General features: G+C 69.4%; 39 protein-coding genes. 1 reads left to right on the top strand and 38 read right to left on the bottom strand.

Annotated elements, in window-relative coordinates:
- Window positions 1-4: 4 nt before the first annotated feature.
- Window positions 5-1,870, bottom strand: coding sequence for a glutamine--fructose-6-phosphate transaminase (isomerizing) (gene glmS, locus QQX13_RS04320; protein ID WP_301119654.1), 1,866 nt, complete (start codon window positions 1,868-1,870; stop codon window positions 5-7).
- Between the two features lie 47 nt (window positions 1,871-1,917).
- On the opposite strand from glmS, the gene coaA reads away from it, so the two are divergent.
- Entirely contained in the window at window positions 1,918-2,892 is a 975-nt protein-coding gene (gene coaA / locus QQX13_RS04315; RefSeq protein ID WP_301119652.1) for a type I pantothenate kinase, read from the top strand.
- A gap of 6 nt (window positions 2,893-2,898) precedes the next feature.
- Here coaA and QQX13_RS04310 read toward each other — a convergent pair whose 3' ends face one another.
- The 37 genes from QQX13_RS04310 to rplD form a co-directional block, all read right to left on the bottom strand.
- Complete coding sequence (locus tag QQX13_RS04310; RefSeq protein WP_301152588.1) at window positions 2,899-3,786, bottom strand: class I SAM-dependent methyltransferase; 888 nt, start codon at window positions 3,784-3,786, stop codon at window positions 2,899-2,901.
- Window positions 3,783-4,529 (bottom strand): DedA family protein, encoded by a 747-nt coding sequence (locus tag QQX13_RS04305; protein ID WP_301119648.1) that lies wholly within the window; start codon window positions 4,527-4,529, stop codon window positions 3,783-3,785. The genes QQX13_RS04310 and QQX13_RS04305 overlap by 4 nt, the downstream gene beginning before the upstream one ends.
- Window positions 4,530-4,603: 74 nt before the next feature.
- Window positions 4,604-5,965 carry a phosphoglucosamine mutase gene (gene glmM / locus QQX13_RS04300; protein ID WP_301119646.1) on the bottom strand — a complete coding sequence of 454 codons (1,362 nt, stop codon included), beginning with the start codon at window positions 5,963-5,965 and terminating at the stop codon, window positions 4,604-4,606.
- Between the two features lie 10 nt (window positions 5,966-5,975).
- Window positions 5,976-6,461: a 30S ribosomal protein S9 gene (rpsI, locus tag QQX13_RS04295; RefSeq protein ID WP_301119641.1), complete on the bottom strand. Its 486-nt coding sequence runs from the start codon at window positions 6,459-6,461 to the stop codon at window positions 5,976-5,978.
- A gap of 22 nt (window positions 6,462-6,483) precedes the next feature.
- Window positions 6,484-6,927 (bottom strand): 50S ribosomal protein L13, encoded by a 444-nt coding sequence (gene rplM / locus QQX13_RS04290; RefSeq protein ID WP_301119640.1) that lies wholly within the window; start codon window positions 6,925-6,927, stop codon window positions 6,484-6,486.
- 183 nt (window positions 6,928-7,110) lie between these two features.
- The gene (gene truA / locus QQX13_RS04285; RefSeq protein WP_301152587.1) at window positions 7,111-7,965 is read right to left on the bottom strand and encodes a tRNA pseudouridine(38-40) synthase TruA; all 855 of its coding nucleotides are present in this window, start codon (window positions 7,963-7,965) and stop codon (window positions 7,111-7,113) included.
- Between the two features lie 41 nt (window positions 7,966-8,006).
- Window positions 8,007-8,522 carry a 50S ribosomal protein L17 gene (gene rplQ, locus QQX13_RS04280; RefSeq protein ID WP_301119638.1) on the bottom strand — a complete coding sequence of 172 codons (516 nt, stop codon included), beginning with the start codon at window positions 8,520-8,522 and terminating at the stop codon, window positions 8,007-8,009.
- Window positions 8,523-8,540: 18 nt separating this feature from the next.
- Window positions 8,541-9,527, bottom strand: coding sequence for a DNA-directed RNA polymerase subunit alpha (locus QQX13_RS04275; protein ID WP_301119637.1), 987 nt, complete (start codon window positions 9,525-9,527; stop codon window positions 8,541-8,543).
- Window positions 9,528-9,688: 161 nt separating this feature from the next.
- On the bottom strand, window positions 9,689-10,078 hold the full coding sequence (gene rpsK, locus QQX13_RS04270) for a 30S ribosomal protein S11 (protein ID WP_062303331.1): 390 nt from the start codon (window positions 10,076-10,078) through the stop codon (window positions 9,689-9,691).
- A 3-nt stretch (window positions 10,079-10,081) separates the two neighbouring features.
- Window positions 10,082-10,450 carry a 30S ribosomal protein S13 gene (rpsM, locus tag QQX13_RS04265; protein ID WP_301119633.1) on the bottom strand — a complete coding sequence of 123 codons (369 nt, stop codon included), beginning with the start codon at window positions 10,448-10,450 and terminating at the stop codon, window positions 10,082-10,084.
- Window positions 10,451-10,576: 126 nt separating this feature from the next.
- Complete coding sequence (gene rpmJ, locus QQX13_RS04260) at window positions 10,577-10,690, bottom strand: 50S ribosomal protein L36 (protein WP_062069916.1); 114 nt, start codon at window positions 10,688-10,690, stop codon at window positions 10,577-10,579.
- A 48-nt stretch (window positions 10,691-10,738) separates the two neighbouring features.
- On the bottom strand, window positions 10,739-10,960 hold the full coding sequence (infA, locus tag QQX13_RS04255; RefSeq protein ID WP_042213122.1) for a translation initiation factor IF-1: 222 nt from the start codon (window positions 10,958-10,960) through the stop codon (window positions 10,739-10,741).
- A 144-nt stretch (window positions 10,961-11,104) separates the two neighbouring features.
- The gene (locus QQX13_RS04250) at window positions 11,105-11,410 is read right to left on the bottom strand and encodes a hypothetical protein (RefSeq protein ID WP_301119629.1); all 306 of its coding nucleotides are present in this window, start codon (window positions 11,408-11,410) and stop codon (window positions 11,105-11,107) included.
- Window positions 11,411-11,536: 126 nt separating this feature from the next.
- Complete coding sequence (locus QQX13_RS04245; protein WP_301119627.1) at window positions 11,537-12,139, bottom strand: hypothetical protein; 603 nt, start codon at window positions 12,137-12,139, stop codon at window positions 11,537-11,539.
- 103 nt (window positions 12,140-12,242) lie between these two features.
- A complete protein-coding gene (locus QQX13_RS04240; protein WP_301119625.1) occupies window positions 12,243-12,848 on the bottom strand; it encodes a hypothetical protein in 606 nt (201 codons plus the stop codon).
- A 135-nt stretch (window positions 12,849-12,983) separates the two neighbouring features.
- Window positions 12,984-13,793, bottom strand: a complete 810-nt coding sequence (map, locus tag QQX13_RS04235) for a type I methionyl aminopeptidase (protein WP_301119623.1) — start codon at window positions 13,791-13,793, stop codon at window positions 12,984-12,986.
- 3 nt (window positions 13,794-13,796) lie between these two features.
- Complete coding sequence (locus QQX13_RS04230; protein ID WP_301119621.1) at window positions 13,797-14,360, bottom strand: adenylate kinase; 564 nt, start codon at window positions 14,358-14,360, stop codon at window positions 13,797-13,799.
- Window positions 14,360-15,658 carry a preprotein translocase subunit SecY gene (gene secY, locus QQX13_RS04225; protein WP_301119619.1) on the bottom strand — a complete coding sequence of 433 codons (1,299 nt, stop codon included), beginning with the start codon at window positions 15,656-15,658 and terminating at the stop codon, window positions 14,360-14,362. The genes QQX13_RS04230 and secY overlap by 1 nt, the downstream gene beginning before the upstream one ends.
- A 76-nt stretch (window positions 15,659-15,734) precedes the next feature.
- Window positions 15,735-16,418 (bottom strand): 50S ribosomal protein L15, encoded by a 684-nt coding sequence (gene rplO / locus QQX13_RS04220; RefSeq protein ID WP_301119617.1) that lies wholly within the window; start codon window positions 16,416-16,418, stop codon window positions 15,735-15,737.
- Window positions 16,418-16,600, bottom strand: coding sequence for a 50S ribosomal protein L30 (rpmD, locus tag QQX13_RS04215; RefSeq protein ID WP_301119615.1), 183 nt, complete (start codon window positions 16,598-16,600; stop codon window positions 16,418-16,420). Before rpmD ends, rplO begins: the two co-directional genes overlap by 1 nt.
- 2 nt (window positions 16,601-16,602) lie before the next feature.
- A complete protein-coding gene (rpsE, locus tag QQX13_RS04210) occupies window positions 16,603-17,172 on the bottom strand; it encodes a 30S ribosomal protein S5 (RefSeq protein ID WP_042213137.1) in 570 nt (189 codons plus the stop codon).
- Between the two features lie 26 nt (window positions 17,173-17,198).
- Window positions 17,199-17,570: a 50S ribosomal protein L18 gene (gene rplR, locus QQX13_RS04205; protein WP_301119612.1), complete on the bottom strand. Its 372-nt coding sequence runs from the start codon at window positions 17,568-17,570 to the stop codon at window positions 17,199-17,201.
- A gap of 3 nt (window positions 17,571-17,573) precedes the next feature.
- Window positions 17,574-18,110, bottom strand: coding sequence for a 50S ribosomal protein L6 (rplF, locus tag QQX13_RS04200; protein WP_301119610.1), 537 nt, complete (start codon window positions 18,108-18,110; stop codon window positions 17,574-17,576).
- Window positions 18,111-18,131: 21 nt separating this feature from the next.
- Window positions 18,132-18,530 (bottom strand): 30S ribosomal protein S8, encoded by a 399-nt coding sequence (gene rpsH, locus QQX13_RS04195; RefSeq protein WP_301119603.1) that lies wholly within the window; start codon window positions 18,528-18,530, stop codon window positions 18,132-18,134.
- Between the two features lie 57 nt (window positions 18,531-18,587).
- Window positions 18,588-18,773 (bottom strand): type Z 30S ribosomal protein S14, encoded by a 186-nt coding sequence (locus QQX13_RS04190; protein WP_042213145.1) that lies wholly within the window; start codon window positions 18,771-18,773, stop codon window positions 18,588-18,590.
- A 3-nt stretch (window positions 18,774-18,776) separates the two neighbouring features.
- On the bottom strand, window positions 18,777-19,340 hold the full coding sequence (gene rplE, locus QQX13_RS04185; protein ID WP_301119600.1) for a 50S ribosomal protein L5: 564 nt from the start codon (window positions 19,338-19,340) through the stop codon (window positions 18,777-18,779).
- Window positions 19,340-19,678 (bottom strand): 50S ribosomal protein L24, encoded by a 339-nt coding sequence (rplX, locus tag QQX13_RS04180; protein WP_301119598.1) that lies wholly within the window; start codon window positions 19,676-19,678, stop codon window positions 19,340-19,342. The genes rplE and rplX overlap by 1 nt, the downstream gene beginning before the upstream one ends.
- The gene (gene rplN, locus QQX13_RS04175) at window positions 19,678-20,049 is read right to left on the bottom strand and encodes a 50S ribosomal protein L14 (RefSeq protein WP_301119597.1); all 372 of its coding nucleotides are present in this window, start codon (window positions 20,047-20,049) and stop codon (window positions 19,678-19,680) included. Before rplN ends, rplX begins: the two co-directional genes overlap by 1 nt.
- Before the next feature lie 58 nt (window positions 20,050-20,107).
- Entirely contained in the window at window positions 20,108-20,395 is a 288-nt protein-coding gene (gene rpsQ / locus QQX13_RS04170; protein WP_062293957.1) for a 30S ribosomal protein S17, read from the bottom strand.
- Between the two features lie 11 nt (window positions 20,396-20,406).
- A complete protein-coding gene (gene rpmC / locus QQX13_RS04165) occupies window positions 20,407-20,646 on the bottom strand; it encodes a 50S ribosomal protein L29 (RefSeq protein WP_062293959.1) in 240 nt (79 codons plus the stop codon).
- Complete coding sequence (gene rplP / locus QQX13_RS04160) at window positions 20,646-21,065, bottom strand: 50S ribosomal protein L16 (protein ID WP_062293962.1); 420 nt, start codon at window positions 21,063-21,065, stop codon at window positions 20,646-20,648. Before rplP ends, rpmC begins: the two co-directional genes overlap by 1 nt.
- 2 nt (window positions 21,066-21,067) lie before the next feature.
- Window positions 21,068-21,868: a 30S ribosomal protein S3 gene (gene rpsC, locus QQX13_RS04155; protein WP_301119592.1), complete on the bottom strand. Its 801-nt coding sequence runs from the start codon at window positions 21,866-21,868 to the stop codon at window positions 21,068-21,070.
- Window positions 21,868-22,239, bottom strand: a complete 372-nt coding sequence (gene rplV, locus QQX13_RS04150) for a 50S ribosomal protein L22 (RefSeq protein WP_301144548.1) — start codon at window positions 22,237-22,239, stop codon at window positions 21,868-21,870. Before rplV ends, rpsC begins: the two co-directional genes overlap by 1 nt.
- A 32-nt stretch (window positions 22,240-22,271) precedes the next feature.
- Complete coding sequence (rpsS, locus tag QQX13_RS04145; RefSeq protein ID WP_301119589.1) at window positions 22,272-22,550, bottom strand: 30S ribosomal protein S19; 279 nt, start codon at window positions 22,548-22,550, stop codon at window positions 22,272-22,274.
- A gap of 12 nt (window positions 22,551-22,562) precedes the next feature.
- Complete coding sequence (rplB, locus tag QQX13_RS04140) at window positions 22,563-23,402, bottom strand: 50S ribosomal protein L2 (protein ID WP_301119587.1); 840 nt, start codon at window positions 23,400-23,402, stop codon at window positions 22,563-22,565.
- An 18-nt stretch (window positions 23,403-23,420) separates the two neighbouring features.
- On the bottom strand, window positions 23,421-23,726 hold the full coding sequence (gene rplW, locus QQX13_RS04135) for a 50S ribosomal protein L23 (protein ID WP_301119586.1): 306 nt from the start codon (window positions 23,724-23,726) through the stop codon (window positions 23,421-23,423).
- A 1-nt stretch (window position 23,727) separates the two neighbouring features.
- Window positions 23,728-24,375 (bottom strand): 50S ribosomal protein L4, encoded by a 648-nt coding sequence (gene rplD / locus QQX13_RS04130; RefSeq protein WP_301119584.1) that lies wholly within the window; start codon window positions 24,373-24,375, stop codon window positions 23,728-23,730.
- Window positions 24,376-24,378 lie beyond the last annotated feature (3 nt).

The raw sequence follows: 24,378 nt of genomic DNA, 5'->3' as shown, positions 1-24,378 counted from the left end.
GGCGCTACTCGACCGTGACGGACTTGGCGAGGTTCCGCGGCTGGTCCACGTCGTAGCCCTTGGCCGTCGCGAGCTCGAGGGCGAACAGCTGCAGCGGCACCACCGACAGCAGCGGCGTCATGAGCACCGGCGCGGCGGGGACGTAGAACACCTGCTCCGCGTGGTTGGCCGCCTCGGTGTCCCCCTCCTCCGCGATCACGAACGTGCGGGCGCCGCGCGCGCGGACCTCCTGGACGTTCGAGATCACCTTGGAGTGCAGGGACTCGCGGCCGCGGGGGCTCGGCAGCACGATGAAGACCGGCTGGCCCTCCTCGATCAGCGCGATCGGGCCGTGCTTGAGCTCGCCCGCGGGGAAGCCCTCGGCGTGGATGTACGCGAGCTCCTTGAGCTTGAGCGCACCCTCCATCGCGACGGGATAGCCCACGTGCCGGCCCAGGAACAGCACGGTGCGCTCGTCCGCCATGGTCCGGGCCAGGGCGCGCACCGGCTCCGAGGCGTCGAGCACCCGCTGGATCTTGGCGGGGATCTCCTCGAGCTGGTCGAGGAGCGACTCGATCTCGTCGGGGAACTTGTTGCCGCGCAGCTCCGCGAGGTAGATGCCCAGCAGGAACATGGCGGTGATCTGCGCGAGGAACGCCTTGGTCGACGCCACGGCGATCTCGGGCCCGGCGCGCGTGTAGAGCACCGCGTCGGCCTCGCGCGCGATGGTCGAGCCCTGAGAGTTCACGATCGCGATGACGGGGGCGCCCTGCTGCTGCGCGTGGCGGACCGCCATGATCGTGTCCATGGTCTCGCCCGACTGCGAGATCGCGACCACCAGCGTCTTCACGCCCACCACCGGGTCCCGGTAGCGGAACTCGTGGGCGAGCTCCACCTCGACCGGGATGCGGCACCAGTGCTCGATCGCGTTGCGTCCCACGAGGCCGGCGTACGCGGCGGTGCCGCAGGCGACCACGATGATCTTGTCGATCGAGTTGAGCACGTTCTCGTGGATCATGCCGCCGTCGAGCTGGAGCCGGCCGTGCTCGTCGATGCGCCCGCGAAGCGTGTCCGCGACCGCCGTCGGCTGGTCGTGGATCTCCTTCTCCATGAAGGTCGGGAAGCCGCCCTTCTGCGCCGCGGTGGCGTCCCAGTCGACGTGGTACGGCTCGCGCTCGACGGTGTGTCCGGCGATGTCCGTGATGGTCACGCCCTCCGGCGTGATCTCCACGACCTCGTCCTGGTGCAGCTCGAGCGCGGTGCGCGTGTGCTCGATGAACGCCACGACGTCGGAGCCGAGGAAGTTCTCGCCCTCGCCCAGGCCGATCACCAGCGGGCTGTTGCGGCGCGCGCCCACGACCGTGCGCGGCTCGCTGGCGTCGACGGCCAGCAGCGTGAACGCGCCCTCGAGGCGGCGGGTGATGATGCGCATCGCGTCCGCGAGGCTCTCGCCCCGGTCCACCTCGCGTGCGAGCAGGTGGCCGGCGACCTCCGTGTCGGTCTCCGAGAGGAACTCGACACCCTCGGACTGCAGCTCGGCGCGCAGCGCGGAGAAGTTCTCGATGATGCCGTTGTGGATGATCGCGAGACGCCCGTGCGCCGCGAGGTGCGGGTGCGCGTTGGCGTCCGTGGGCGCGCCGTGGGTCGCCCAGCGCGTGTGGCCGATCGCGGCCGTCGCGGGCTCGAGGGGACGCCCGGCGAGCTCCTTCTCGAGGTTGACCAGCTTGCCGGCCTTCTTGCGCATCCCGACGCGATCGCGGTCGGAGGTCACGACCGCGAGCCCCGCGGAGTCGTACCCCCGGTACTCGAGCCGCGCGAGCCCGCCCATGACCACGCCCTGGGGCCTCGCGTCAGGCGCACCGGCTCCCACATATCCGACGATTCCGCACATGGTCCGAGTCTAGATGCCGCCCCGGCGTCGCCGACGCAGTGGGGACGATGCGCCACAATGGGCGGGTGACAGCACCGCGGATCCCCGACGTCAGCACGCCGTACGTGACGCTGGGCCGCGAGGAGTGGGCCGCCCTCGCGGACTCGACGCCGTTGCCGCTGACCGAGGACGACATCGCCAAGGTCCGGGGTCTGCGCGATCCCGTCGACCTCACCGAGGTGGACCAGATCTACCGCCCGCTGTCGCGGCTGCTCGACCTCTACTCGGGCGCCACCGGCGCCCTGCATCGTGCGACCAGCCAGTTCCTGGGCGAGCGCTCGGGGCGCACCCCGTTCGTCATCGGCGTCGCGGGGTCGGTCGCGGTCGGCAAGTCCACGACCGCCCGTCTGCTGCGCGAGCTGATGGCGCGTTGGCCCCGATCGCCGCACGTCGAGCTGGTCACCACCGACGGCTTCCTCTACCCGAACGAGGTGCTCGAGGAGCGCGGCCTGCTCGCGCGCAAGGGCTTCCCCGAGTCCTACGACCGCCGCGCCCTGCGCGACTTCATCCTCCAGGTGAAGTCGGGCGCCCCCGAGGTCGCCGCCCCGGTGTACTCCCACCAGATCTACAACATCGTCCCCGGCGAGCGGGTCGTGGTGCGCCAGCCGGACGTGCTGATCGTCGAGGGCCTCAACGTGCTCCAGACCACGGCCACCCGCGAGCCGGGACAGCCTCAGCTGCACGTCAGCGACTTCTTCGACGTGTCGATCTACGTCGACGCGGACTCCGAGGACATCCGCCGCTGGTACGTGGACCGCTTCCTGGCCTTCCGCGAGTCCGCGTTCGCCGAGCCGGACTCCTACTTCCACTCGTACTCGACCCTGAACGACGAGCAGGCGCGCGCGGTCGCGGGTCAGATCTGGGACGCGGTGAACGCGCCGAACCTGGCGCGCAACATCATCCCGACGCGCTCGCGCGCGACCATCATCCTGCGCAAGGGGCCGGACCACACGGTCCAGGAGGTCAGGCTGCGGAAGCTCTGATCGGGCTCAGCCTCCGGGGCGTCGCGCCACCAGCGTGAAGGTGGACGGCAGCAGGTCGCGCTCGGAACCCGGCCACGCGAAGTCGCCGTCGGGGAGCTCGACCATCCGCTCGGCGAAGCGCCACGGCAGGTCGCGACCCTCCTCCATCGCCTCGATGGTCAGGCCGGCTCCGATCAGCGCGGTGACCACCTCGGAGATCGGGTGGACCCACTCGTAGGTGCGCGTCGAGGACACGGTGCCGTCCCCGACGTAGGTCGCGGCCTCGTCCCACTGCAGCGCGAGGCCGTCGTGGAAGTAGCGGTAGCGGGCGACCAGCTCGTCCCGCGCCTCGTCGAGGGTGAACAGCACGGGGTGCCCGTCGCGGATGTAGAACACGCCGCCGGGGCGCAGCAGCGCCGCGACCTGCCGCGCCCACGCGTCCAGGTCCCGCAGCCAGCCGATGGTGCCGATGCTGGTGTAGACCACGTCGAAGTCACGGTCCGCGCCGAGGGCGCCGGAGACCAGCGCCCGCGCGTCCAGGACGTCCCCCTCGACCCAGGACGCCTCGATCCCGAGGGACGTCGCGAGGCCCGCCGCCGCCGCGAGCGCCGGGGCGGAGAAGTCGACGCCCACCACCGCGGCGCCGGCCCTCGCCAGGGAGATCGTGTCGGTGCCGATGTGGCACTGGAGATGGCACACGTCGTGCCCGCCGATGCTGCCGCCTGGCAGGAACCGGCTCAGGGTCGCGAGGTCCTTGCGCACCACCGTCGACAGGTGCGCCGGGTCCTCACGGTAGCGGTCGAGGCCGTAGGCCTCGACGTGGAGGGCGACGCGCTCGTCCCAGTTCGCGCGGTTGGCGGCCCGCGCATCGTCCCATCCGATCGCGACACCGTCGACCGGCGCGGGCTCGGTCACGACTCGTCCTCCCCGTCGCGCGGGCCGGCGCCGCGGCGCTCCCGGCGCGGCGGGCGGACCTGGAGCTGGCCGGTCTCGACGCGCTGCTCGATCTCCCCGGCGAGGTCGGGCATCTCGGGCTCGGCGAAGCCCAGGCGCGCGAGGATCTTGTCGATGAGGAAGCCCAGCACCACCCCGCCGACGACGCCGATCACGATCGACACCACGATGTTGTCGGAGATCGACCCGGCGAAGATGCCCAGGATGGAGCCGTAGGTCGCCCAGATGGCGGCGGCGATCGCGTCGACCGTCATGAACCACTTGCGGGGATACCCGAGCGCACCGGCCGTGAGGTTGACCGCGACGCGACCCATGGGGATGAACCGGGCCGCGATGATGAACGTGGTGCCGCGCTTCTCGAGCGTGGTCTCGGCCCAGTCGAGGGTCTTCCGAGCGCGTGCGCGGGCGAAGAACGGATGCTTGCGGACGTCGAAGCGCGACCCGACCCAGTACGCGATCTGGTCGCCGCACCAGGCGCCGGCCGCCGCGAACAGCCACGTCAGGTAGATCAGCGGGGTGCCGTTCTGCGACCACGCCGTCGCCGTGGCGATGACCACCGACTCGCTGGGCACCAGCGGGAAGATGCCGTCGATCAGCGACAGCAGGAAGACGCTCGGGTAGATCCACAGCGACTCGGTGAGCGTGAGGATCCACTCCTCCATCGCGTCGATCCAGTCGAACAGGACGTGCCAGAGCTCGTTCACCCGCTCAGTCTGTCAGGGCTGACGCGCCGACGCGATGGGGTGATCCCCCGAGGGGGCTCCGTCGGGGGGAGGGTTCAGAGGCCCAGACGGGCGGCGACCACCGTGGCCAGGGACGAGGCATGACGCTGCGCGTCCTCCGCCGTCGCGGCCTCCACCATCACCCGCACCAGCGGCTCCGTCCCCGACGGCCGCAGCAGCACGCGCCCGGCGTCGCCCAGCGCCTTGCGCGACGCGGCGACGGCGGCCTGCAGCTCGACGTCGGTATGGACCCGCGAGCGGTCGGCGTTGGGCACGTTGATGAGGACCTGAGGCAGCGTCTCGATCCCGGCGCACTGGTCGCGCAGGGGCCCGGCGGCCGCCACGCGCGCGCCCAGCAGCAGCGCGGTCAGGATGCCGTCGCCCGTGGTGGCGTGCTCGGCCACGATCACGTGCCCGGACTGCTCGCCGCCCAGCGAGTAGCCGCCCTCGCGCATCGCCTCCAGCACGTAGCGGTCGCCCACGGCGGTCTCGACGATGTCGACGCCCGCCCGGCGCATCGCCTGATGCAGGCCCAGGTTGCTCATCACAGTGGCGACCAGCGTCGACCGGTACAGCGCGCCGGCCTCCTTCATCGCGATCGCGAGCAGACCCATGATCTGGTCGCCGTTCACCACCGCACCCGTGTGATCCACGGCGAGGCACCGGTCGGCGTCGCCGTCGAACGCGACGCCCAGGTCGGCGCCGGCCTCGACCACGGCGGCCTGCAGCTGCTCCAGGTGGGTCGACCCCACGCCGTCGTTGATGTTGAGGCCGTCTGGCGAGGCGTTGATGGTGGTCACCCGCGCGCCCGCGTTGGCGAGCGCGAGCGGTCCCACCGCGCTCGCGGCGCCGTGCGCCGCGTCGACCACGAGATGCACGCCGGCGAGCGGAGCGTCGGTCCCGGCGAACGCGCGGACGGCGGCGTCCACGTGCTCGACGTACTGCGCGGCCAGCTGCGGCGAGGCGACGATGCGCCCCACGGCATCACCCGTGGGCCGCTCCCAGGGCTCACCCAGGCGGCGCTCGATGGCCTCCTCGACGGAGTCGTCGAGCTTGTGGCCGCCGCGCGCGAAGAACTTGATGCCGTTGTCCGGCATCGGGTTGTGCGAGGCGGAGATCACCACGCCCAGGTCCGCGCCGGTCGCCGCGGTCAGGTACGCGACCGCGGGAGTCGGCAGCACGCCGGCGTCGAGGACGTCGACACCGGCGGAGGCGAGCCCGGCCGCCACGGCGGCCCCGAGGAACTCGCCCGACAGACGGGTGTCCCGCCCCAGGACAGCAACAGGACGGTGCCCGGAGAACTCGCCCCGCTCCCCCAGGATGTGAGCCGCCGCGACCGAGAGGTCGACGGCGAGCTCCGCTGTGAGGTCGCGGTTCGCGAGGCCCCGGACACCGTCCGTGCCGAAAAGTCGCGCCATGCGCGAGAGGTTAGCGCTTCGAGTACTGAGGCGCGCGGCGGGCCTTCTTGAGACCGGCCTTCTTGCGCTCCACCACGCGGGCGTCACGGGTCAGGAAGCCCGCCTTCTTGAGCTCGCCGCGGTTGTTCTCCTCGTCGATCTCGTTGAGGGCGCGGGCCACGCCGAGGCGCAGCGCACCGGCCTGGCCCGAGGGGCCGCCGCCGTGGATGCGGGCGTGAACGTCGAACTTGCCCTCGATGTCGAGGAGCGCGAACGGCGAGTTCACCAGCTGCTGGTGCACCTTGTTCGGGAAGTAGTCCTCGAGGGTGCGGCCGTTGATGGTCCAGTTGCCGGTGCCGGGCACCAGGCGGACGCGGGCCACCGCCTCCTTGCGACGGCCGAGGCCGGCGCCGGGGGCGAGGTTGGTGACACCCTTGCCGCGCTCGGGCGCGGACTCGGAGGTGTACTCGGTGGGGGTCTCGTTGTCGACCTCGGTCGTCACATCTGCCACTTTCATCGATCCTTAAACTCTGCGGCGCTTACTGCGCGACCTGGGAGATCTCGAAGACCTCGGGCTGCTGCGCGGCGTGCGGGTGCTCGGCACCCGCGTACACCTTGAGGTGCTTGAGCTGCGCGGCGCCCAGCTTGGTCTTGGGGAGCATGCCCTTGACGGCGTTCTCGATCACCTTGCGGGGGTTCTTCTCGAGGAGCTCGCCGATCGGGACGGCCGAGAGACCGCCCGGGAAGCCCGAGTGGCGGTACACCATCTTGTCGGTGAGCTTGGCGCCCGAGAGGGCCACCTTCTCGGCGTTGATGACGATGACGAAGTCACCGCCGTCGACGTGGGGCGCGAACGTCGCCTTGTGCTTGCCGCGAAGCAGCGAAGCGGCCTGGGAGGCCAGACGACCGAGGACCACGTCAGTAGCGTCGATGACGTACCAGTTCTTGGTGACGTCACCCGGCTTGGGAGAATACGTACGCACTGTGAAGCCTTACTTCTACTCGTTCTGGTGGACGATGCCGGACGGGCATCGCGAAGCAATTCGGTCGGCGGGTCCTGCGGAGGCGAGTGGGAGGCACCGTCCACGAGGGAACGCACAACGACGCACCATCATACGCGGGTCTCGCCATGATTTCAATCCGACCCCCGCGCTCGGGCGCGTCGATCACGGCAGGGTGCGCCGCCCTCGGGTAGCCTCGGCGCGCGCCGCGAGCTCCGCGTCCTCCGGGTAGCCCACCTCCTCGAGCGTGAGCCCGTGCGGCGGCGCGACCGCGACGGCCTGCGAGCGCTCGGACCCCGAGGCGATCGCGGCGAACCAGTCGAGGTCCCGGCGACCCTCCCCCACGGCCAGCAGCGCGCCCACGAGGGAGCGCACCATGGAGTGGCAGAACGCGTCCGCGCGCACGGTCGCGACCACCAGCCCGGTGTCCGGCCCGTCCGTCTCGCGCACCCACGACAGCTCCTTGAGCTCCCGGATGGTGGTCGCCCCCTCGCGGGCCTTGCAGAAGGGCGCGAAGTCGCGCAGACCCCTCAGGATGGACGATGCGGCGTTGAGGGCGTCGACGTCGAGAGGGCGTCCCACCGCGAGGACGTGGCGGCGCAGCAGCACGTCGGGCACCGCGTCGGTGACGCGGTAGGCGTAGCGCCGCTCGGTGGCCGAGAACCGGGCGTCGAATCCCGCCGACGCCACCGCGACCGACCGGACCACCGCATCGTCCGGCAGCACGCCGTTGAGGCGGGTCAGCAGGCCCTCGGCCGGGGTGCGCTCGGCACGGCCCGGCATCCGGGCCCAGGCCCCCGCGTCGATGTCGACATGCGCGACCTGGCCGCGGGCGTGCACGCCCGCATCCGTGCGCCCCGCGACGGTCACGCGAGGGTGCGCCTCCTGGCGGACCACCCGCGCGAGGGCGTCCTCGAGGACGCCCTGGACGGTCCGCAGGCCCGGCTGCGTCGCCCAGCCGGAGAAGTCGGTCCCGTCATAGGAAAGATCGAGGCGGGCCCGCACAGTCTCAGGGAGCATGTGCGGACCCGCCTCGGGTGGTCTTCAGGCGAAGACGGAGGTTACTTGGCCTCGTCGGCCTCGGCCGCGGGGGCCTCGGTCTCGACAGCCTCGACGGTCTCCTCGGCCGCGGGGGCCTCCTCGACCTTCTCGGCCTTCTTGGGCGCGGCCTTCTTGGTGGCCTTCTCGGCCTCCTTGGCGACGGCCTTCTTCGCGGGGGCGCCGAACTCGACCAGCTCGATCACCGCGAGGGGCGCGTTGTCGCCCTTGCGGAAGCCGACCTTGGTGATGCGGGTGTAGCCGCCGTCACGCTCGGCGAAGCCGGGGCCGATCTCCGTGAAGAGCTTGTGGACGACGCCCTTGTCCGAGAGGATCCCGAGCACCTTGCGGCGCGAGGCGAGGTCGCCGCGCTTGGCGAAGGTGACCAGACGCTCGGCGTAGGGGCGCAGGCGCTTGGCCTTGGTCACGGTGGTGGTGATGCGGCCGTGCTCGAACAGGCTCTGCGAGAGGTTCGCGAGCATCTGACGCTCGTGCGCGGGGCCGCCGCCCAGGCGGGCACCCTTGGTGGGGGTAGGCATGATTGAGAATTCTCCTTGTTACTCGTCGCTGCCCGAGAAGTACACGGACGACGCGCTGTCGTACTCGACGGCACCGTCCTTCAGGGAGAAGCCCAGCTCGGCGAGCTTCTCCTTGACCTCGGTGATCGACTTCTGGCCGAAGTTGCGGATGTCCATGAGGTCCGCCTCCGAGCGAGCGGTGAGCTCACCCACGGTGTGGATGCCCTCGCGCTTGAGGCAGTTGTAGGACCGCTGGGTGAGGTTCAGCTCCTCGATCGGCTGGTTGTAGTCCTCCTCGAGGGACTCGTCGGTGTCCGACGGGCCGATCTCGATGCCCTCGGCGGCCTCGTTGAGGCCGCGAGCGAGGGAGAACAGCTCCACCAGCGTCGAGCCGGCCGAGGCCAGCGCGTCGCGCGGGGAGATGGAGGACTTGGTCTCGACGTCGATGACCAGCTCGTCGAAGTCCGTGCGCTGCGCGACACGGGTGGCCTCGACCTTGTAGGTCACCTTGAGCACCGGCGAGTAGATCGAGTCGACCGGGATCTGGCCGATCTCCGCGTCGTAGCTCTTGTTGAGGGCGGCGGGCACGTAGCCGCGGCCGCGCTCGACGGTGAGCTCCACCTCGAACTTCGCCTTCGCGTTGAGCGTGGCGATGTGGAGGTCGGGGTTGTGGATCTCGACGCCGGCCGGCGGCGCGATGTCGGCACCGGTGACGGCGCCGGCGCCCGACTTGCGCAGGTACATGACCACGGGCTCGTCGTGCTCCGAGGAGACCACCAGGTTCTTGAGGTTCAGGAGGATCTCGGTGACATCCTCCTTCACGCCGTCGATGGTGGTGAACTCGTGGAGGACGCCCTCGAAGCGCACCGACGTGATGGCCGCGCCCGGGATGGACGAGAGCAGGGTGCGGCGCAGCGAGTTGCCCAGCGTGTAGCCGAAGCCCGGCTCCAGCGGCTTGAGCGAGAACTGCGAACGGTTCTCCGAGATGACCTTCTCGGTCAGCGTGGGACGCTGTGCGATCAGCACGGTTGTTTCCTTTCCGAGCATCCGCTATTTGATGCTCGCGAATCCTGTCCGGTATCGGTCCGGTCAGGGCCAGAAGCTGAGATGGAAGGGCGGTCGGCGGGCCGATGCGAGGCATCGGCCCGCGACCGGGCGCGCGCAAGCAGGACCTGCGCGCTGACGTGCTAGTTGCGGCGGCGCTTGGGCGGACGGCAGCCGTTGTGCGCCTGCGGGGTGACGTCCTTGATGGAGGTCACCTCGAGGCCGGCGGCGGTCAGCGAGCGGATCGCGGTGTCGCGACCCGAGCCCGGGCCCTTGACGAACACGTCGACCTTGCTCATGCCGGCCTCGGTGGCACGGCGAGCGGCGGCCTCGGCGGCCATCTGGGCGGCGTAGGGGGTCGACTTGCGCGAACCCTTGAAGCCCACCTGGCCGGAGGACGACCACGACACGACGGCGCCCGAGGGGTCCGTGATCGAGATGATCGTGTTGTTGAAGGTGGACTTGATGTGCGCCTGACCGTGCGCGACGGTCTTCTTGATCTTCTTGCGCGGCTTGCGAGTAGGAGCGGCCATGTCTTACTTCTTCTTTCCGGCGACGGTCTTCTTGGGGCCCTTGCGCGTGCGGGCGTTGGTCTTGGTGCGCTGACCACGGACCGGCATGCCGCGGCGGTGACGCAGACCCTGGTAGTTGCCGATCTCGACCTTGCGGCGGATGTCGGCGGTCACCTCGCGGCGCAGGTCGCCCTCGACGGTGAAGTTGGCCTCGATGTAGTCACGGATCGCGACGAGCTGGTCGTCGGTCGCGTCCTTGACGCGCAGGTCCGCGCTGATGCCGGTGGCGGCGAGGATCTCCTGGGAACGGGTACGGCCGATGCCGTAGATGTAGGTGAGTGCGATCTCCATGCGCTTGTCGCGCGGGATGTCGACACCAACGATGCGTGCCATGGTGAAGTTCTACTCCATCAGTAGTCGGAGGTCTGACGCTCGACCGCCCCGCTGTGTTCTGTGCGGGCCCCGGCCTCCGAGCCGGGGGTTTGATGCATATGGCCGAACGAGGATGTGCTGTTGTGTCTAGCCCTGACGCTGCTTGTGGCGCAGGTTCTCGCAGATGACCATCACGCGGCCATTGCGTCGGATGACCTTGCACTTGTCGCAGATCGGCTTGACGCTGGGCTTAACCTTCATGGTTCTTTCCTGCGTCGCTCTCGCGCACGGATGCGCTCGGGCGACGACTCACTTGTAGCGGTAGACGATCCGGCCGCGGGACAGGTCATAGGGGCTGAGCTCCACCACCACGCGGTCCTCGGGGAGGATCCGGATGTAGTGCTGGCGCATCTTCCCGGAGATGTGAGCGAGCACCAGGTGCCCGTTCGTCAGCTCCACTCGGAACGATGCGTTGGGCAGGGCTTCGACCACCACGCCCTCGACCTCGATGACTCCGTCTTTCTTGGCCATTACTCCGCTAACGTTGATTGACAGGGATGTGGGCGCGCAAAAACGCCCAACAGAAAACTATACGCGAAGTGAGCGCGCGACTCAAGGCGGGCGTCAGCGCCCGCCGAGCGGAGGACTTCAGAGTAGCGTCCGGGGCCGCCGTTGTCAGCGGAAGGAGTTCCGCAGGCGCTGAACGGCGAGCTCGGAGATGGCGGCGTCGCGGTGGTCGGCGAGCCTGCGGACCACCGAGGACGGCGTGCGGGGGTTGGCCAGGAGCGCGCGCAGCACGTCCGGGTGGCGGTCGTGACCGAGCGAGGTGAGCGCGGCGACGGGGCAGTCCGCGCGCGACGCGACGATCGCGCGCACCGAGGACTCGCGGTGCGCGGCCAGCGGCAGCAGGTCCGAGGGCATGGCCTCAGGATCGCGGGCACGCAGGAGGTCGGTCGCAAGATCGGTGGCTGGCGTCTCCACGGTGCGTCTCCATCCATGCCGAGGGTTCCTCCCCTCATGGTGACGCGTGCGCGGTCCCGGCGCCAGGCGATGTGAGAAATCCGACGAAAACGGAGGGTTGGCACCAATCCCCCACCGGGGCACCGGTCACGCCCAGCGGGTGGTCGGGGCCGCGTCGCGACGCACGGCGGGGCGGGGTGCGTAGGTGCGGGCGGTGCGCTGTCCGACCGGGGACTGCGCGGGCGAGTCCGGCGTCGGCCGCGCCTCGCGCGCCCCCTCCTCGAGCTCGGGCACCAGGCTGCGGGCGGTGACGACCGTGCCGTCGAGGGCCCGACGCGCGAGCCGCGCGACCTCGTCCCGCCGGTGCCCGGCGAGCGTCTCGAGCACCCGCCGCGGCGCGCCCTCCGAGCGGGCGAGCGCCTTGAGCACGGCGACGTCACGGTCCCGGGCTAGCTCCTCGGCGACGGCGGCGAACAGCTCCTTGTTCGAGGCGAGCGCGATGCGCACCGAGGCGCGGCGGTCGTGGAGCAGGTTCGCCTGCACGCCGAGCGGGCAGTCGTGGCGCGCCGCGATCGCCTCGCGGATCTCCGGCTCGCGCCGGCGCGACAGCTCGATCGCTCGTGCCCGGGCGAGGGTCGCCGTGCGGGCCTCCATGACCAGGGCGCGGATCGCATCGTCCTGCGCCGCCCCATGCACGGCGACCCCCGACGCCGCCATGAGCGCGCTCGACCAGCCCTGGTCCGCCATCACGCCCTCCCCTCGCTGTGAGGAGGACGCTACGGAGGCGAGATGACCGTGCGCTGTCGGTCAGGTGTACGCCAGGTAGCGGGGGCGCGAACTCCTGGTGCCGGTGTCAGGCCTCGATCGGCGGCTTGAAGCCGCGCACGGGCGCGGTGCGGACCCGGACCTCGGGCTCGGCCTCCGGCGGGTCCGCCGCCACGGCGGCGATGGCGCCCTCGAGGGCACCCTCGGTCGAAGCGGCGGCGAGGGCCTCGGCGCGGCGGGCCGCGGCCTGCTCGAACACGCGGTCGCGAAGCTCGGGGGTGTGCGCGTCCTCGGACGCCTGACGGGTCCGCAGCGCGTCCATCGCCGACGCGGCGGCCTGCTGGACGTCGCGCTTGCGGTGGCCGACCAGCGCATCGAGGATCTCGGAGGTGACCGAGGGGTTCTCGGTGAGGGCGACCAGCACGTCGACGCTCTTGTCGCGCGACAGATGCTCCATCACCGAATGCAGCAGGCGCGGGTTCCTCGCGAGCGCCGCCCTCACGTCGGAGCTGAAGTCGTGCGCCATCGACGCCATCAGGCCGAACGGGCAGTCCTCCCGCGCCGCGATGGTCGAGCGCACCAGGGCGTTGCGCGAGTCGGCGAGCGCCAGGATCCGGTCCTTCGCCAGCCCGGGCGACGCCGCCTCGTCCACCAACGGATCGTTGATCGGTGCGTAGTTGAACCCTCGTGCCATGATCGCTCCCTCAGCCCCCGGGGGGCTCAGGGGACGCCTCCCGTCGCAGCCCAGGGTAGGACGGCGGCTTTGCGTCGGCGTGGCGTGCGCGTAACGAACGGGTGTCGAGGTGTGAGATCCCTCACACCCGGCGTGTCAGGGCGAGACCGGGACGATGCCGTGGGTAGAGAGCCCGCGGGCGCCGCCGTCGCCGGCGGTCAGGACCCAGATGCCGTCCTCGTGCACGGCGATCGAGTGCTCCCAGTGGGCCGCGCGCGAGCCGTCGAGGGAGACGACCGTCCATTCGTCGGCGAGCGTCGCCGACTCGTCCGTGCCGATCACGAACATGGGCTCGATCGCGAGGCACATCCCGGGCTCCACCCGAGGGCTGCGGCCCCGCACCCGGTAGTTGGGCACGTCGGGACCCTGATGCATCGCGGTACCGATGCCGTGCCCCACGTAGCCCTCGATGGGATGGAGCCCGGCCCGGTCCGCGACCTGCTCGATCGCGGCGGAGACGTCGGAGACGCGACGCGCGGAGGCGAGCGCGGCGATGCCGGCCCACAGGGCCTTCTCGGTCGCGTCCATGAGGGCACGGTCCTGAGCCGAGCCCTCGCCTCCCACGATCAGGCTGATCGCGCTGTCGCCGTGCCAGCCGTCCACGATGGCGCCGCAGTCGATGGAGACCAGGTCGCCCGCCGCGAGCACGCGGTCGCCGGGGATCCCGTGAACCACCTCCTCGTTCACCGAGATGCAGGTGGTGGCGGGGAAGCCGTGGTAGCCGAGGAAGTTGGACGTCGCACCCGCATCCGCGATGGTCGCGGCCGCGGCGGCGTCCACCTGCGCGGTGGTCGCGCCGGGGACGGCGGCGGCGCGCGCCGCCGCCAGCGCCCGCTCGACGATCACGCCGGCGCGGGCCATGACCCGCATCTGCTCGCGGGTCTTCAGCTCGATGCCGCGAGCCATGGCTCAGCGGCCGATCGCGGCGACCAGGCGGTCGGTGACCTCATCCATCTCGCCGATGCCGTCGACCTGCACCAGCACGCCGCGGCCCGCGTAGAACGCGGTGAGCGGCGCAGTGCTGCTCGCGTAGACCTCGAGGCGCTTGCGGATCACCGGCTCGGTGTCGTCGGCACGGCCCTCGAGCTCGGCGCGCTTGAGGAGCCGCTCGGTGACCACGTCGAAGTCCGCGGTGATCTCGATGGCCGACTCCAGCGAGACGCCCAGGTCGGCGAGCATCGAGTCGAGCTCGACCGCCTGCTCCGGGTTGCGCGGGTAGCCGTCGAGCAGGAAGCCGCCGGCCGCATCGTCCTGCGCGAGGCGGTCGCGCACCATGGCGTTGGTCACCTCGTCCGGCACCAGCTGGCCGGCCGACATGTACTCCTGCGCCTTGAGCCCGAGCGGGGTGCCGCCCTTGACGTTGGCGCGGAAGATGTCGCCGGTCGAGATGGCGGGGACGCCGTAGCGCTCCGCGAGGCGGGCGGCCTGGGTGCCCTTGCCGGCTCCGGGGGGACCGAGGAGGACTGCACGCATTACTTGAGGAACCCTTCGTAGTTGCGCTGCTCCAGCTGCGACTGGATGCGCTTGACGGTGTCGAGGCCGACGCCGACGAGGATGATGAGCGACGTGCCGCCGAACGGGATGTTCGTGGCCACGCCCATCGCGACGAACAGCAGCGTCGGGATGAGCGCCACGATCGCGAGGTAGACCGCGCCCGCCGCCGTGATGCGCGACAGCACGTAGTCGAGGAAGTCGGCCGTCGGGGTGCCGGGACGGATGCCCGGGATGAAGCCGCCGTACTTCTTCATGTTGTCCGCGACCTCGGTCGGGTTGAACGTGATCGCGGTGTAGAAGTACGCGAAGAAGACGATCAGCAGGATGTACAGCGCGATGTGCAGCGGGGCGCTCGGGCTCGCGACGTTGTTCTCGAGCCACACCATGAAGCCCGACGGGTCGTCGCCCTGGAACTGCCGGATCACCTGAGGGATCATCAGCAGCGAGGAGGCGAAGATCACGGGGATCACGCCCGCCATGTTGATCTTCAGCGGGATGTACGTCGACGAGCCGCCGAGCATCTTGCGGCCCACCATGCGCTTGGCGTACTGGACCGGGATGCGGCGCTGCGACTGCTCGACGAACACGATCGCCGCGACCACCACGAGCAGCGCGAGCGCCAGCAGGACCGTGTTGGTCGGGCCGTTGGTCGAGTTCCAGATCGTGGAGACCGCGCCGGGGAACGACGCCGCGATCGAGGTGAAGATCAGCAGCGACATGCCGTTGCCGACGCCGCGCTCGGTGATGCGCTCGCCGAGCCACATGATGAAGATGGTGCCGGCGGTCATCACGAGCACCATGCCGGCGATCATGGTCCACGAGTCGTTGGGGATGATGTCGTACGCGCAGCCGGGGAAGAACACGCCGTTGCGCGCCATCGTGATGTACGAGGCCGACTGGATCGCCGCGAAGCCGAGCGTGATGTAGCGCGTGTACTGGGTCAGCTTGGCCTGGCCCTCGGCGCCCTCCTTGTAGAGGGTCTCGAAGCGCGGGATGAGCACGCGCAGCAGCTGGACCATGATCGACGCCGTGATGTACGGCATGATGCCCAGCGCGAAGATCGACAGCTGCAGCAGCGCGCCACCGGAGAACAGGTTGAGGATCTCGAAACCCGTGTTGGTGCTCGTCTGCGCGAGGCAGAGCTGCACGTTCTCGTAGCTGACGCCCGGGGTGGGGATCGAGACGCCCAGGCGGTAGATGGCGATGATGCCGATGGTGAAGAGCAGCTTCCGACGCAGGTCGGGGGTCCGGAAAGCGCTCAGGAACCCATTCAGCATTGATCCTCCAGAAAGAAAAAGGCGGGCGGAAGCACGCAGGCCGGGCCCGTCCCACAGGACGGGCCCGGCCTACATGTTAGCCCTCGTTGACCGAGCCGCCCGCGGCCTCGATCTTGGTCTTCGCGGACTGCGACACCTTGTCGGCGTCGACCAGCGTGACCTTGACCGAGATGTCGCCGTCGCCCAGCACCTTGACGGGCTGGTTCTTGCGCACGGCGCCCTTCGCGACGAGCTCCGCCTTGGTCACGTCGCCGCCGTCGGGGAACAGCTCGGAGAGCTGGCCCACGTTGACGACCTGGTAGTAGACCTTGAACGGGCTCTTGAAGCCGCGCAGCTTCGGGATGCGCATGTGGATGGGCGTCTGACCGCCCTCGAAGCGCTCCGGCACCTGGTAGCGGGCACCCGTGCCCTTGGTGCCACGACCGGCGGTCTTGCCCTTCGAGCCCTCACCACGACCCACGCGGGTCTTCTTGGTGTGGGCACCGGCAGCCGGGCGGAGGTGGTGCACCTTGAGGGTGCTCACCTTCTCCGCCGGCTCCTCGGCCTTCGGGGCGGCCTTCTTGGCCGGAGCCTTCTTGGCAGCGGGCTTCTCCGCGGCGTCGGCAGCGGCCTCCGCCTTCGCCGGCGCCTTCTTGGCGGCCGGCTTCTTGGCGGCGGGCTTGTCCGCGGCAGCAGCCTTGGCCGGAGCCTTCTTCGCGGCCGGCTTCTTGGCGGGCTTCTCCTCGACGGCGTCCTCCGCCGGCTTCTTGGCCTCAGCCATCAGTCAACCTCCTCAACGGCGACCAGGTGGTCCACCGCCTTGACCATCCCGCGGATCTCGGGACGGTCCTCCTTCACGACGATGTCGCCGATGCGCTTCAGACCGAGCGACCGCAGGGTCTCGCGGTGCTGCGGCTTGGTGCCGATCGCCGACCTCTTCTGAACGACCTTCAGACGTGCCATGACTACTTCACCCCCGCTGCCTGCGCGCGGAGCATCGCGGCCGGGGCCACGTCCTCCACGGCCTTGCCACGGCGGGCGGCGACGGCCTCGGGGCGCTCGAGGCGCTTGAGGGCGTCGACGGTCGCGTGCACGATGTTGATCGCGTTGGACGAGCCGAGCGACTTGCTCAGCACGTCGTGGATGCCGGCGCACTCGAGCACCGCGCGCACCGGGCCACCGGCGATCACACCGGTACCGGGCGACGCGGGACGCAGGAACACGACACCCGCGGCGGCCTCACCCTGCACGGCGTGCGGGATGGTGCCCTGGATGCGCGGGACGCGGAAGAAGTTGCGCTTGGCCTCCTCGACACCCTTCGAGATCGCGGCCGGCACCTCCTTCGCCTTGCCGTAGCCGATGCCCACGTTGCCCTCGCCGTCGCCGACGACCACGAGCGCGGTGAAGCTGAAGCGACGACCACCCTTCACGACCTTGGCGACGCGGTTGATGGTGACGACGCGCTCGACGAACTTGTTCTCCGGCTCGTTGTCGCGACGGTTGCCGCCGCGACGGCCGCTGTTGTTGTCAGCCATATGTCTTCCTCACTCCTGGCCGCGCCCTACAGGGCGAGGCCCGCCTCTCGGGCGCCGTCGGCCACGGCAGCCACACGGCCGTGGTACTTGTTGCCGCCACGGTCGAACACGACGGCGTCGATGCCCGCGGCCTTGGCGCGCTCGGCGACCAGCTGGCCGACCTTCGAGGCCTTGGCCGTCTTGTCGCCCTCGAGCGCACGGACGTCGGCCTCGAGGGTCGACGCCGAGGCGAGGGTCTTGCCGACCGTGTCGTCCACGATCTGCGCGACCATGTGGCGCGCCGAGCGGGTGACCACGAGGCGGGGACGAGCACCGGTGCCGGAGATCTTCTTGCGCAGGCGGAAGTGGCGACGCTTGCGCTGGATCGCCTTGCCCTTGCCCTTGATTGCGATACCCATGTCTTACTTACCCGTCTTTCCAGCCTTGCGGCGCACGTTCTCGCCGGCGTAGCGGACACCCTTGCCCTTGTAGGGCTCGGGCTTGCGAATCTTGCGGATGTTCGCCGCGACCTCGCCCACCTGCTGCTTGCTGATGCCGGCAACGGTGAACTTGGTGGGGCTCTCGACCGAGAAGGTGATGCCCTGCGGGGGCGTCACGACGACCGGGTGCGAGAAGCCGAGCGCGAACTCGAGGTCCGAGCCCTTGAGCGCGACGCGGTAGCCCGTGCCGACGATCTCGAGCTTCTTCTCGTAACCGCTGGTCACGCCGGTCACCATGTTGGCGATCAGCGTGCGCGTGAGGCCGTGCAGCGACTTCGACAGACGCTCGTCGTTGGGGCGGTTGACCGCGAGGCCCTCGTCGCCCTTCTCCACGGTGATGGGTGCGGCGACGGTGTGGGTCAGGGTGCCCTTGGGGCCCTTCACCGTGACGTCGGCGCCGTTGATGGTGATGTCCACTCCGGAGGGAACCGGAACGGGGATCTTGCCAATGCGGGACATTGCTTACGTTCTCCTTTCCGGTTACCAGACGAACGCGACGACCTCGCCGCCGACGCCCTTCTTCTCGGCCTCGCGGTCGGTCAGGAGACCGGAGGAGGTGGACAGGATGGCCACGCCGAGGCCGCCGAGCACCTTGGGCAGGTTCGTCGACTTGGCGTACACGCGAAGGCCGGGCTTCGACACACGGCGGACGCCGGCGAGCGAGCGCTCGCGGTTCGGGCCGTACTTCAGCGTGAGGGTGAGGGTCTTGCCGACCTCCGCGTCGGTGGTCGCGGAGCCGGAGATGTAGCCCTCGGCCTCCAGGATCTTGGCGATGTTCGCCTTGAGCTTGGAGTGCGGCATGGCCACGGTCTCGTGGTACGCCGCGTTGGCGTTGCGCAGACGCGTCAGCATGTCTGCGATGGGGTCAGTCATCGTCATGAGTGTTGAACTCTTCCTCGCCGTGGTTTCCCCGCAGGGGACCTGTGGCGTAGTGGTTTACCAGCTGCTCTTGGTGATGCCGGGAAGCTCACCGCGGTGAGCCATCTCGCGGAAGCACACGCGGCAGAGGCCGAACTTGCGGTACACCGAGTGCGGACGGCCGCACTTCTGGCACCGGGTGTAGGCGCGGACGGCGAACTTCTGCTTGCCGGCGGCCTTGTTCTTCAGCGCAGTCTTGGCCATGTCCTACTTCTCCTTGAACGGGAAGCCCAGCTGCTTCAGCAGCGAGCGGCCCTCGTCGTCGGTGGTGGCGGACGTCACGACCGTGATGTCCATGCCGCGCACGCGGTCGATCTTGTCCTGGTTGATCTCGTGGAACATCGACTGCTCGGTGAGACCGAAGGTGTAGTTGCCGTTGCCGTCGAACTGCTTCGGGCTGAGGCCGCGGAAGTCGCGGATACGGGGAAGCGCGATGGACAGCAGGCGGTCCAGGAACTCCCACATGCGGTCGCCGCGCAGCGTGACGTGCGCGCCGATCGGCTGGCCCTCGCGCAGCTTGAACTGCGCGATGGACTTGCGGGCCTTGGTGACCTGCGGCTTCTGACCCGTGATCGCGGTGAGGTCGGCGATGGCGCCCTCGATGAGCTTCGAGTCCTTGGCGGCGTCGCCCACACCCATGTTCACGACGATCTTGGTGAGACCGGCGACCTGGTTGATGTTCTCGTGGCCGAACTCCTCACGGAGGGCCGCGACGATCTCGTTGCGGTACTTCTCCTTGAGACGCGGCTGCGCGGTGGTAGCGGTGGCCATCAGACGTCCTTACCCGAGCGCTTGGCGACACGCACGCGCTTGGTGCGGGTGCGGCCGTCCTGCTCGACCTGCTCCGTGCGGTAGCCCACACGGGTGCCCTTCTTGGTCTCCGGGTCCACCAGCATCACGTTCGAGATGTGGATCGGGGCCTCGACGGTGACGAGGCCACCCTCCGCGTTGTCGCGGCGGGTGCCCGGCTTGATGTGCTTGGTCACGCGCTGGATGCCCTCGACCACGACGCGCTCGCGCTCGGTGTCGACGGTGAGCACGCGGCCCTGCTGACCGCGGTCACGGCCGGCGATGACGACGACGAGGTCGCCCTTCTTGATCTTCGCCATCAGATGACCTCCGGTGCCAGCGAGATGATCTTCATGAACTTCTTGTCGCGCAGCTCGCGGCCCACGGGGCCGAAGATGCGGGTGCCGCGGGGGTCACCCTCGAGGTTCTTGAGGATCACCGCGGCGTTCTCATCGAAACGGATGTAGGAACCGTCGGGACGGCGGCGCTCCTTGGTGGTGCGCACGACGACCGCCTTGACGACGTCGCCCTTCTTGACGTTGCCGCCGGGGATCGCGTCCTTGACGGTGGCGACGATGACGTCGCCGATGCCGGCGTAGCGACGGTGCGAGCCACCGAGCACGCGGATGCAGAGGACTTCCTTCGCACCCGTGTTGTCGGCGACCCGAAGTCGCGACTCCTGCTGAATCATGTCTGTCTCCTGTCGTCTGGTTCTCGCTCACGCGGAGCGAGCCTGGTCGAACTAGTAGTTACTTGGCCTTCTCGACGATCTCGACCAGGCGCCACCGCTTGGAAGCGGACAGCGGGCGGGTCTCCATCACGACGACGAGGTCGCCGATGCCGGCGGTGTTGAGCTCGTCGTGAGCCTTGATCTTGCTCGTGCGGCGCATGACCTTGCCGTAGAGCGGGTGCTTGACGCGGTCCTCGATCTCGACGGTGATGGTCTTGTCCATCTTGTCCGACGTGACGTAGCCACGGCGCGTCTTGCGGTACGCGCGGTGCTCCTCGGTCGCCGTCGTGTGCTTCTTAGTCGACATGTGCTGCTTCCTTATGCCTTCGCGGAGGGCGCGGTGCGGATACCCAGCTCGCGCTCGCGCAGGATCGTGTAGATGCGGGCGATGTCGCGCTTGACCGCCTTCAGGCGGCCGTGGTTCTCGAGCTGACCGGTGGCCGACTGGAAGCGCAGGTTGAACAGCTCCTCCTTGGCCTTCTTCAGCTCCTCCACCAGGCGCTCGTTCTCCATGCCGTCCAGCTCGGAGGGCATGAGGTCCTTGGTACCGATGGCCATCAGATGTCACCACCCTCACGGGTCACAAAGCGGGTCTTCATGGGGAGCTTGTGCTGCGCGCGGCGCATGGCCTCGCGCGCCAGCTCCTCGGGGACACCCGCGAGCTCGAACATGACGCGACCGGGCTTGACGTTCGCGACCCACCACTCGGGCGAGCCCTTACCGGAGCCCATGCGGACCTCGGCGGGCTTCTTCGTCAGCGGACGGTCGGGGTAGATGTTGATCCACACCTTTCCACCACGCTTGATGTGACGGGTCATCGCGATACGCGCGGCCTCGATCTGGCGGTTCGTGACGTAGGCGGGCTCGAGAGCCTGGATGCCGAAGTCGCCGAACGCGATTGAGGTGCCACCGGTGGCAGCGCCCGAACGCTTCGGGTGGTGCTGCTTGCGGTGCTTCACTCGACGGGGGATAAGCATTCTCAGCTCTCCTTACCGGCCTCGGCCGCGGGGGCCTCGGCAGCCGGGGCCTCGGCCGCGGGGGCCTCGGCCGAACGGGGGGCGGAGTCACGACGCGGGCCACGGCGGTCGCCACGACCGCGCTGCGGACGGGGGGCCTTCGCCTGCTCGGCGGCCCACTCCTTCTCCGTCATGTCGCCCTTGTAGATCCACACCTTCACGCCGATCTGGCCGAAGGTGGTGCGGGCCTCGAAGAAGCCGTAGTCGATGTTCGCGCGGAGGGTGTGCAGCGGCACGCGACCCTCGCGGTAGAACTCCGAGCGCGACATCTCCGCGCCGCCCAGACGGCCGGAGCACTGGACACGGATGCCCTTGGCGCCGGCGCGCAGCGCGGACTGGATGCCCTTGCGCATGGCACGACGGAACGAGACGCGCGAGGCGAGCTGCTCGGCGATGCCCTGAGCCACCAGCTGAGCGTCGACCTCGGCGTTCTTGACCTCGAGGATGTTCAGCTGGACCTGCTTGCCCGTGAGCTTCTCGAGGTTGGCGCGAAGCTTGTCGGCCTCGGCGCCACGACGGCCGATGACGATGCCCGGACGCGCGGTGTGCAGGTCGACGCGGACACGCTCACGCGTGCGCTCGATCTCGACCTTCGACACGCCGGCGCGCTCGAGGCCCTCCGACATCATCTTGCGGATCTTGACGTCCTCGTCCACGTAGTCGCGGTAGCGCTCGCCCTTCTTGGTCGAGTCGGCGAACCAGCGCGAACGGTGGTCGGTCGTGATGCCCAGGCGGTAGCCGTGGGGGTTGACCTTCTGACCCATTACTTGGCCCCTTCCTTGGCAGCGACCGGGGTCGCGACGACCACGGTGATGTGGCTGGAGCGCTTGAGGATGCGGTTCGCCCGACCCTGAGCGCGCGGCTGAATGCGCTTCATGGTCGGACCCTCGTCCACGAAGATCTCCTTGATGACGAGCTCGCGCTCGTCGAAGCGCTCGCCGGCCTTGTCGGCCTTCACGCGGGCGTTCGCGATCGCGGACTCGATGAGCTTGCGCACATCGGTCGCGACGGCCTGCGGCTGGAACTTCAGCGAGGCGGCGGCCTCCACGGCGTTCTGACCACGGACCAGGTTCACGACGCGGCGAGCCTTCTGGGCGGTCACGCGGATGTACCGCGTCTGCGCCTTGGCTTCCATGTTCTAACTCCTCTTACCTTCGCTCAGGCGCCTTAGCGGCGGCCCTTGCGGTCGTCCTTGACGTGGCCCTTGAACGTGCGCGTGGGGGCGAACTCGCCCAGCTTGTGGCCGACCATCGACTCGGTGACGAACACCGGGACGTGCTTGCGGCCGTCGTGCACGGCAAAGGTGTGACCCAGGAAGTCGGGGGTGATGACCGACCGACGGGACCAGGTCTTGATGACGTTCTTCGAACCGGCTTCGTTCTGGGCGTCCACCTTCTTCTGCAGGTGGTCGTCGATGAAGGGGCCCTTCTTGAGGCTACGCGGCATTTCTCAGGCTCCTTATCGCTTGTTCTTGCCGGTCTTGCGGCGACGCACGATGAGCTTGTCGCTTTCCTTGTTGGGACGGCGGGTGCGGCCCTCGGGCTTGCCCCACGGCGAGACCGGGTGGCGACCACCGGAGGTCTTGCCCTCACCACCACCGTGCGGGTGGTCGACCGGGTTCATGACGACACCACGGACGGTCGGGCGCTTGCCCTTCCAGCGCATGCGGCCGGCCTTGCCCCAGTTGATGTTCGACTGCTCGGCGTTGCCGACCTCGCCGATCGTCGCGCGGCAGCGCGCGTCGACGTTGCGGATCTCGCCGGACGGCATGCGCAGCTGGGCGTAGGGGCCGTCCTTCGCGACGAGCTGCACCGAGGCACCCGCGGAGCGGGCGATCTTGGCGCCGCCACCGGGCTTGAGCTCGATCGCGTGGATGACGGTACCGACCGGGATGTTGCGCAGCGGGAGGTTGTTGCCGGGCTTGATGTCAGCGCCGGCGCCGGCCTCCACGCGGTCGCCCTGACCGAGCTTCTCGGGGGCGATGATGTAGCGCTTCTCGCCGTCCGCGTAGTGCAGGAGCGCGATGCGGGCGGTGCGGTTGGGGTCGTACTCGATGTGCGCGACGGTCGCGGGCACGCCGTCCTTGTCGTGACGACGGAAGTCGATCACGCGGTAGGCGCGCTTGTGACCGCCACCCTGGTGACGGGTGGTGATGCGACCGGTGTTGTTGCGGCCGCCCTTCTTGTGCAGCGGGCGGACGAGCGACTTCTCGGGCTCCGAGCGGGTGACCTCGACGAAGTCGGCGACGGACGAGCCACGGCGGCCCGGCGTCGTCGGCTTGTACTTGCGAATAGCCATGAGTGCTTACCTGTCCTTCTAGCCGACCTGGCCGGAGAAGATGTCGAGGGCCTCGTCACCGGCGAGGGTGACGATGGCGCGCTTGACGTCCTTGCGCTTGCCCAGGCCGAAGCGCGTGCGGCGCGTCTTGCCCTTGCGGTTGATCGTGTTGACCGACGCGACCTTCACACCGAAGATCTGCTCGATCGCGATCTTGATCTCGGTCTTGTTCGAGCGCGGGTCCACCTCGAAGGTGTACTTGCCCTCGTCCATCAGGCCGTAGGTCTTCTCGGAGACGATCGGGCGCACGATGATGTCGCGCGGGTCCTTGTTCAGAGCGGTCACGTTACTTCTCCTCCGCCTCGGCCTCGGTCGCGACGGCCTTCACGGACTTGCCGGTGGCAGGGCCCGCGACGAACGCGTCGAACGCGCCCTTGAGGAAGACCGTGTCGTCGGCGACGAGCACGTCGTAGGTGTTGAGCTGGTCCACGAAGAGCACGTGGACGTCGGCCGCATTGCGCAGCGAGAGCGCCGTGAGCTCGTCGGAGCGCTCGATGACGACGAGCGCGGAGCGCCCGGCGGTCAGCGCGGCGAGAGCCTCGATGGCGGCCTTGGTCGACGGCGCGTCACCCTTCACGAGGGAGTCGGCGACGTGCACGCGGCCGGCGCGGGCGCGGTCGGAGAGCGCGCCACGAAGAGCGGCGGCCTTCATCTTCTTGGGGGTCCGCTGCGCGTAGTCACGCGGCTGCGGCCCGTGGACGGTGCCACCGCCGGCGAACTGCGGCGCACGGGTCGAGCCCTGACGGGCGCGGCCGGTGCCCTTCTGCTTGTAGGGCTTGCGGCCACCGCCGCGGACGTCGCCGCGGGTCTTGGTGGCGTGGGTGCCCTGACGAGCGGCGGCGAGCTGCGCGACCACGACCTGGTGGATCAGCGGCACGTTGGTGTCGACGTCGAAGATCTCCGCGGGGAGCACGACATTCTTGGTGGGAGCCATGCG

Origin of the sequence: Demequina lignilytica, assembly GCF_030418375.1 — a bacterium.
In the GTDB taxonomy this organism is placed as follows: domain Bacteria; phylum Actinomycetota; class Actinomycetes; order Actinomycetales; family Demequinaceae; genus Demequina; species Demequina lignilytica.
The sequence above is the reverse complement of the archived record's forward strand: the minus strand, read 5'-3'. Positions and strand labels throughout refer to the sequence as shown.

Excerpts from the sequence above, each read along its gene's own strand:
- glmS (WP_301119654.1), bottom strand. The coding sequence starts at position 1,870 with ATGTGCGGAATCGTCGGATATGTGGGAGCCGGTGCGCCTGACGCGAGG.
- coaA (WP_301119652.1), top strand. The coding sequence starts at position 1,918 with ATGCGCCACAATGGGCGGGTGACAGCACCGCGGATCCCCGACGTCAGC.
- glmM (WP_301119646.1), bottom strand. The coding sequence starts at position 5,965 with ATGGCGCGACTTTTCGGCACGGACGGTGTCCGGGGCCTCGCGAACCGC.
- rpsI (WP_301119641.1), bottom strand. The coding sequence starts at position 6,461 with ATGAAAGTGGCAGATGTGACGACCGAGGTCGACAACGAGACCCCCACC.
- truA (WP_301152587.1), bottom strand. The coding sequence starts at position 7,965 with ATGCTCCCTGAGACTGTGCGGGCCCGCCTCGATCTTTCCTATGACGGG.
- rplQ (WP_301119638.1), bottom strand. The coding sequence starts at position 8,522 with ATGCCTACCCCCACCAAGGGTGCCCGCCTGGGCGGCGGCCCCGCGCAC.
- rpsK (WP_062303331.1), bottom strand. The coding sequence starts at position 10,078 with ATGGCCGCTCCTACTCGCAAGCCGCGCAAGAAGATCAAGAAGACCGTC.
- rpsM (WP_301119633.1), bottom strand. The coding sequence starts at position 10,450 with ATGGCACGCATCGTTGGTGTCGACATCCCGCGCGACAAGCGCATGGAG.
- rpmJ (WP_062069916.1), bottom strand. The coding sequence starts at position 10,690 with ATGAAGGTTAAGCCCAGCGTCAAGCCGATCTGCGACAAGTGCAAGGTC.
- infA (WP_042213122.1), bottom strand. The coding sequence starts at position 10,960 with ATGGCCAAGAAAGACGGAGTCATCGAGGTCGAGGGCGTGGTGGTCGAA.
- QQX13_RS04240 (WP_301119625.1), bottom strand. The coding sequence starts at position 12,848 with ATGGCACGAGGGTTCAACTACGCACCGATCAACGATCCGTTGGTGGAC.
- map (WP_301119623.1), bottom strand. The coding sequence starts at position 13,793 with ATGGCTCGCGGCATCGAGCTGAAGACCCGCGAGCAGATGCGGGTCATG.
- QQX13_RS04230 (WP_301119621.1), bottom strand. The coding sequence starts at position 14,360 with ATGCGTGCAGTCCTCCTCGGTCCCCCCGGAGCCGGCAAGGGCACCCAG.
- secY (WP_301119619.1), bottom strand. The coding sequence starts at position 15,658 with ATGCTGAATGGGTTCCTGAGCGCTTTCCGGACCCCCGACCTGCGTCGG.
- rplO (WP_301119617.1), bottom strand. The coding sequence starts at position 16,418 with ATGGCTGAGGCCAAGAAGCCGGCGGAGGACGCCGTCGAGGAGAAGCCC.
- rpmD (WP_301119615.1), bottom strand. The coding sequence starts at position 16,600 with ATGGCACGTCTGAAGGTCGTTCAGAAGAGGTCGGCGATCGGCACCAAG.
- rpsE (WP_042213137.1), bottom strand. The coding sequence starts at position 17,172 with ATGGCTGACAACAACAGCGGCCGTCGCGGCGGCAACCGTCGCGACAAC.
- rplR (WP_301119612.1), bottom strand. The coding sequence starts at position 17,570 with ATGGGTATCGCAATCAAGGGCAAGGGCAAGGCGATCCAGCGCAAGCGT.
- rplF (WP_301119610.1), bottom strand. The coding sequence starts at position 18,110 with ATGTCCCGCATTGGCAAGATCCCCGTTCCGGTTCCCTCCGGAGTGGAC.
- rpsH (WP_301119603.1), bottom strand. The coding sequence starts at position 18,530 with ATGACGATGACTGACCCCATCGCAGACATGCTGACGCGTCTGCGCAAC.
- QQX13_RS04190 (WP_042213145.1), bottom strand. The coding sequence starts at position 18,773 with ATGGCCAAGACTGCGCTGAAGAACAAGGCCGCCGGCAAGCAGAAGTTC.
- rplE (WP_301119600.1), bottom strand. The coding sequence starts at position 19,340 with ATGGCCACCGCTACCACCGCGCAGCCGCGTCTCAAGGAGAAGTACCGC.
- rplX (WP_301119598.1), bottom strand. The coding sequence starts at position 19,678 with ATGGCGAAGATCAAGAAGGGCGACCTCGTCGTCGTCATCGCCGGCCGT.
- rplN (WP_301119597.1), bottom strand. The coding sequence starts at position 20,049 with ATGATTCAGCAGGAGTCGCGACTTCGGGTCGCCGACAACACGGGTGCG.
- rpsQ (WP_062293957.1), bottom strand. The coding sequence starts at position 20,395 with ATGTCGACTAAGAAGCACACGACGGCGACCGAGGAGCACCGCGCGTAC.
- rpmC (WP_062293959.1), bottom strand. The coding sequence starts at position 20,646 with ATGGCCATCGGTACCAAGGACCTCATGCCCTCCGAGCTGGACGGCATG.
- rplP (WP_062293962.1), bottom strand. The coding sequence starts at position 21,065 with ATGCTTATCCCCCGTCGAGTGAAGCACCGCAAGCAGCACCACCCGAAG.
- rpsC (WP_301119592.1), bottom strand. The coding sequence starts at position 21,868 with ATGGGTCAGAAGGTCAACCCCCACGGCTACCGCCTGGGCATCACGACC.
- rplV (WP_301144548.1), bottom strand. The coding sequence starts at position 22,239 with ATGGAAGCCAAGGCGCAGACGCGGTACATCCGCGTGACCGCCCAGAAG.
- rpsS (WP_301119589.1), bottom strand. The coding sequence starts at position 22,550 with ATGCCGCGTAGCCTCAAGAAGGGCCCCTTCATCGACGACCACCTGCAG.
- rplB (WP_301119587.1), bottom strand. The coding sequence starts at position 23,402 with ATGGCTATTCGCAAGTACAAGCCGACGACGCCGGGCCGCCGTGGCTCG.
- rplD (WP_301119584.1), bottom strand. The coding sequence starts at position 24,375 with ATGGCTCCCACCAAGAATGTCGTGCTCCCCGCGGAGATCTTCGACGTC.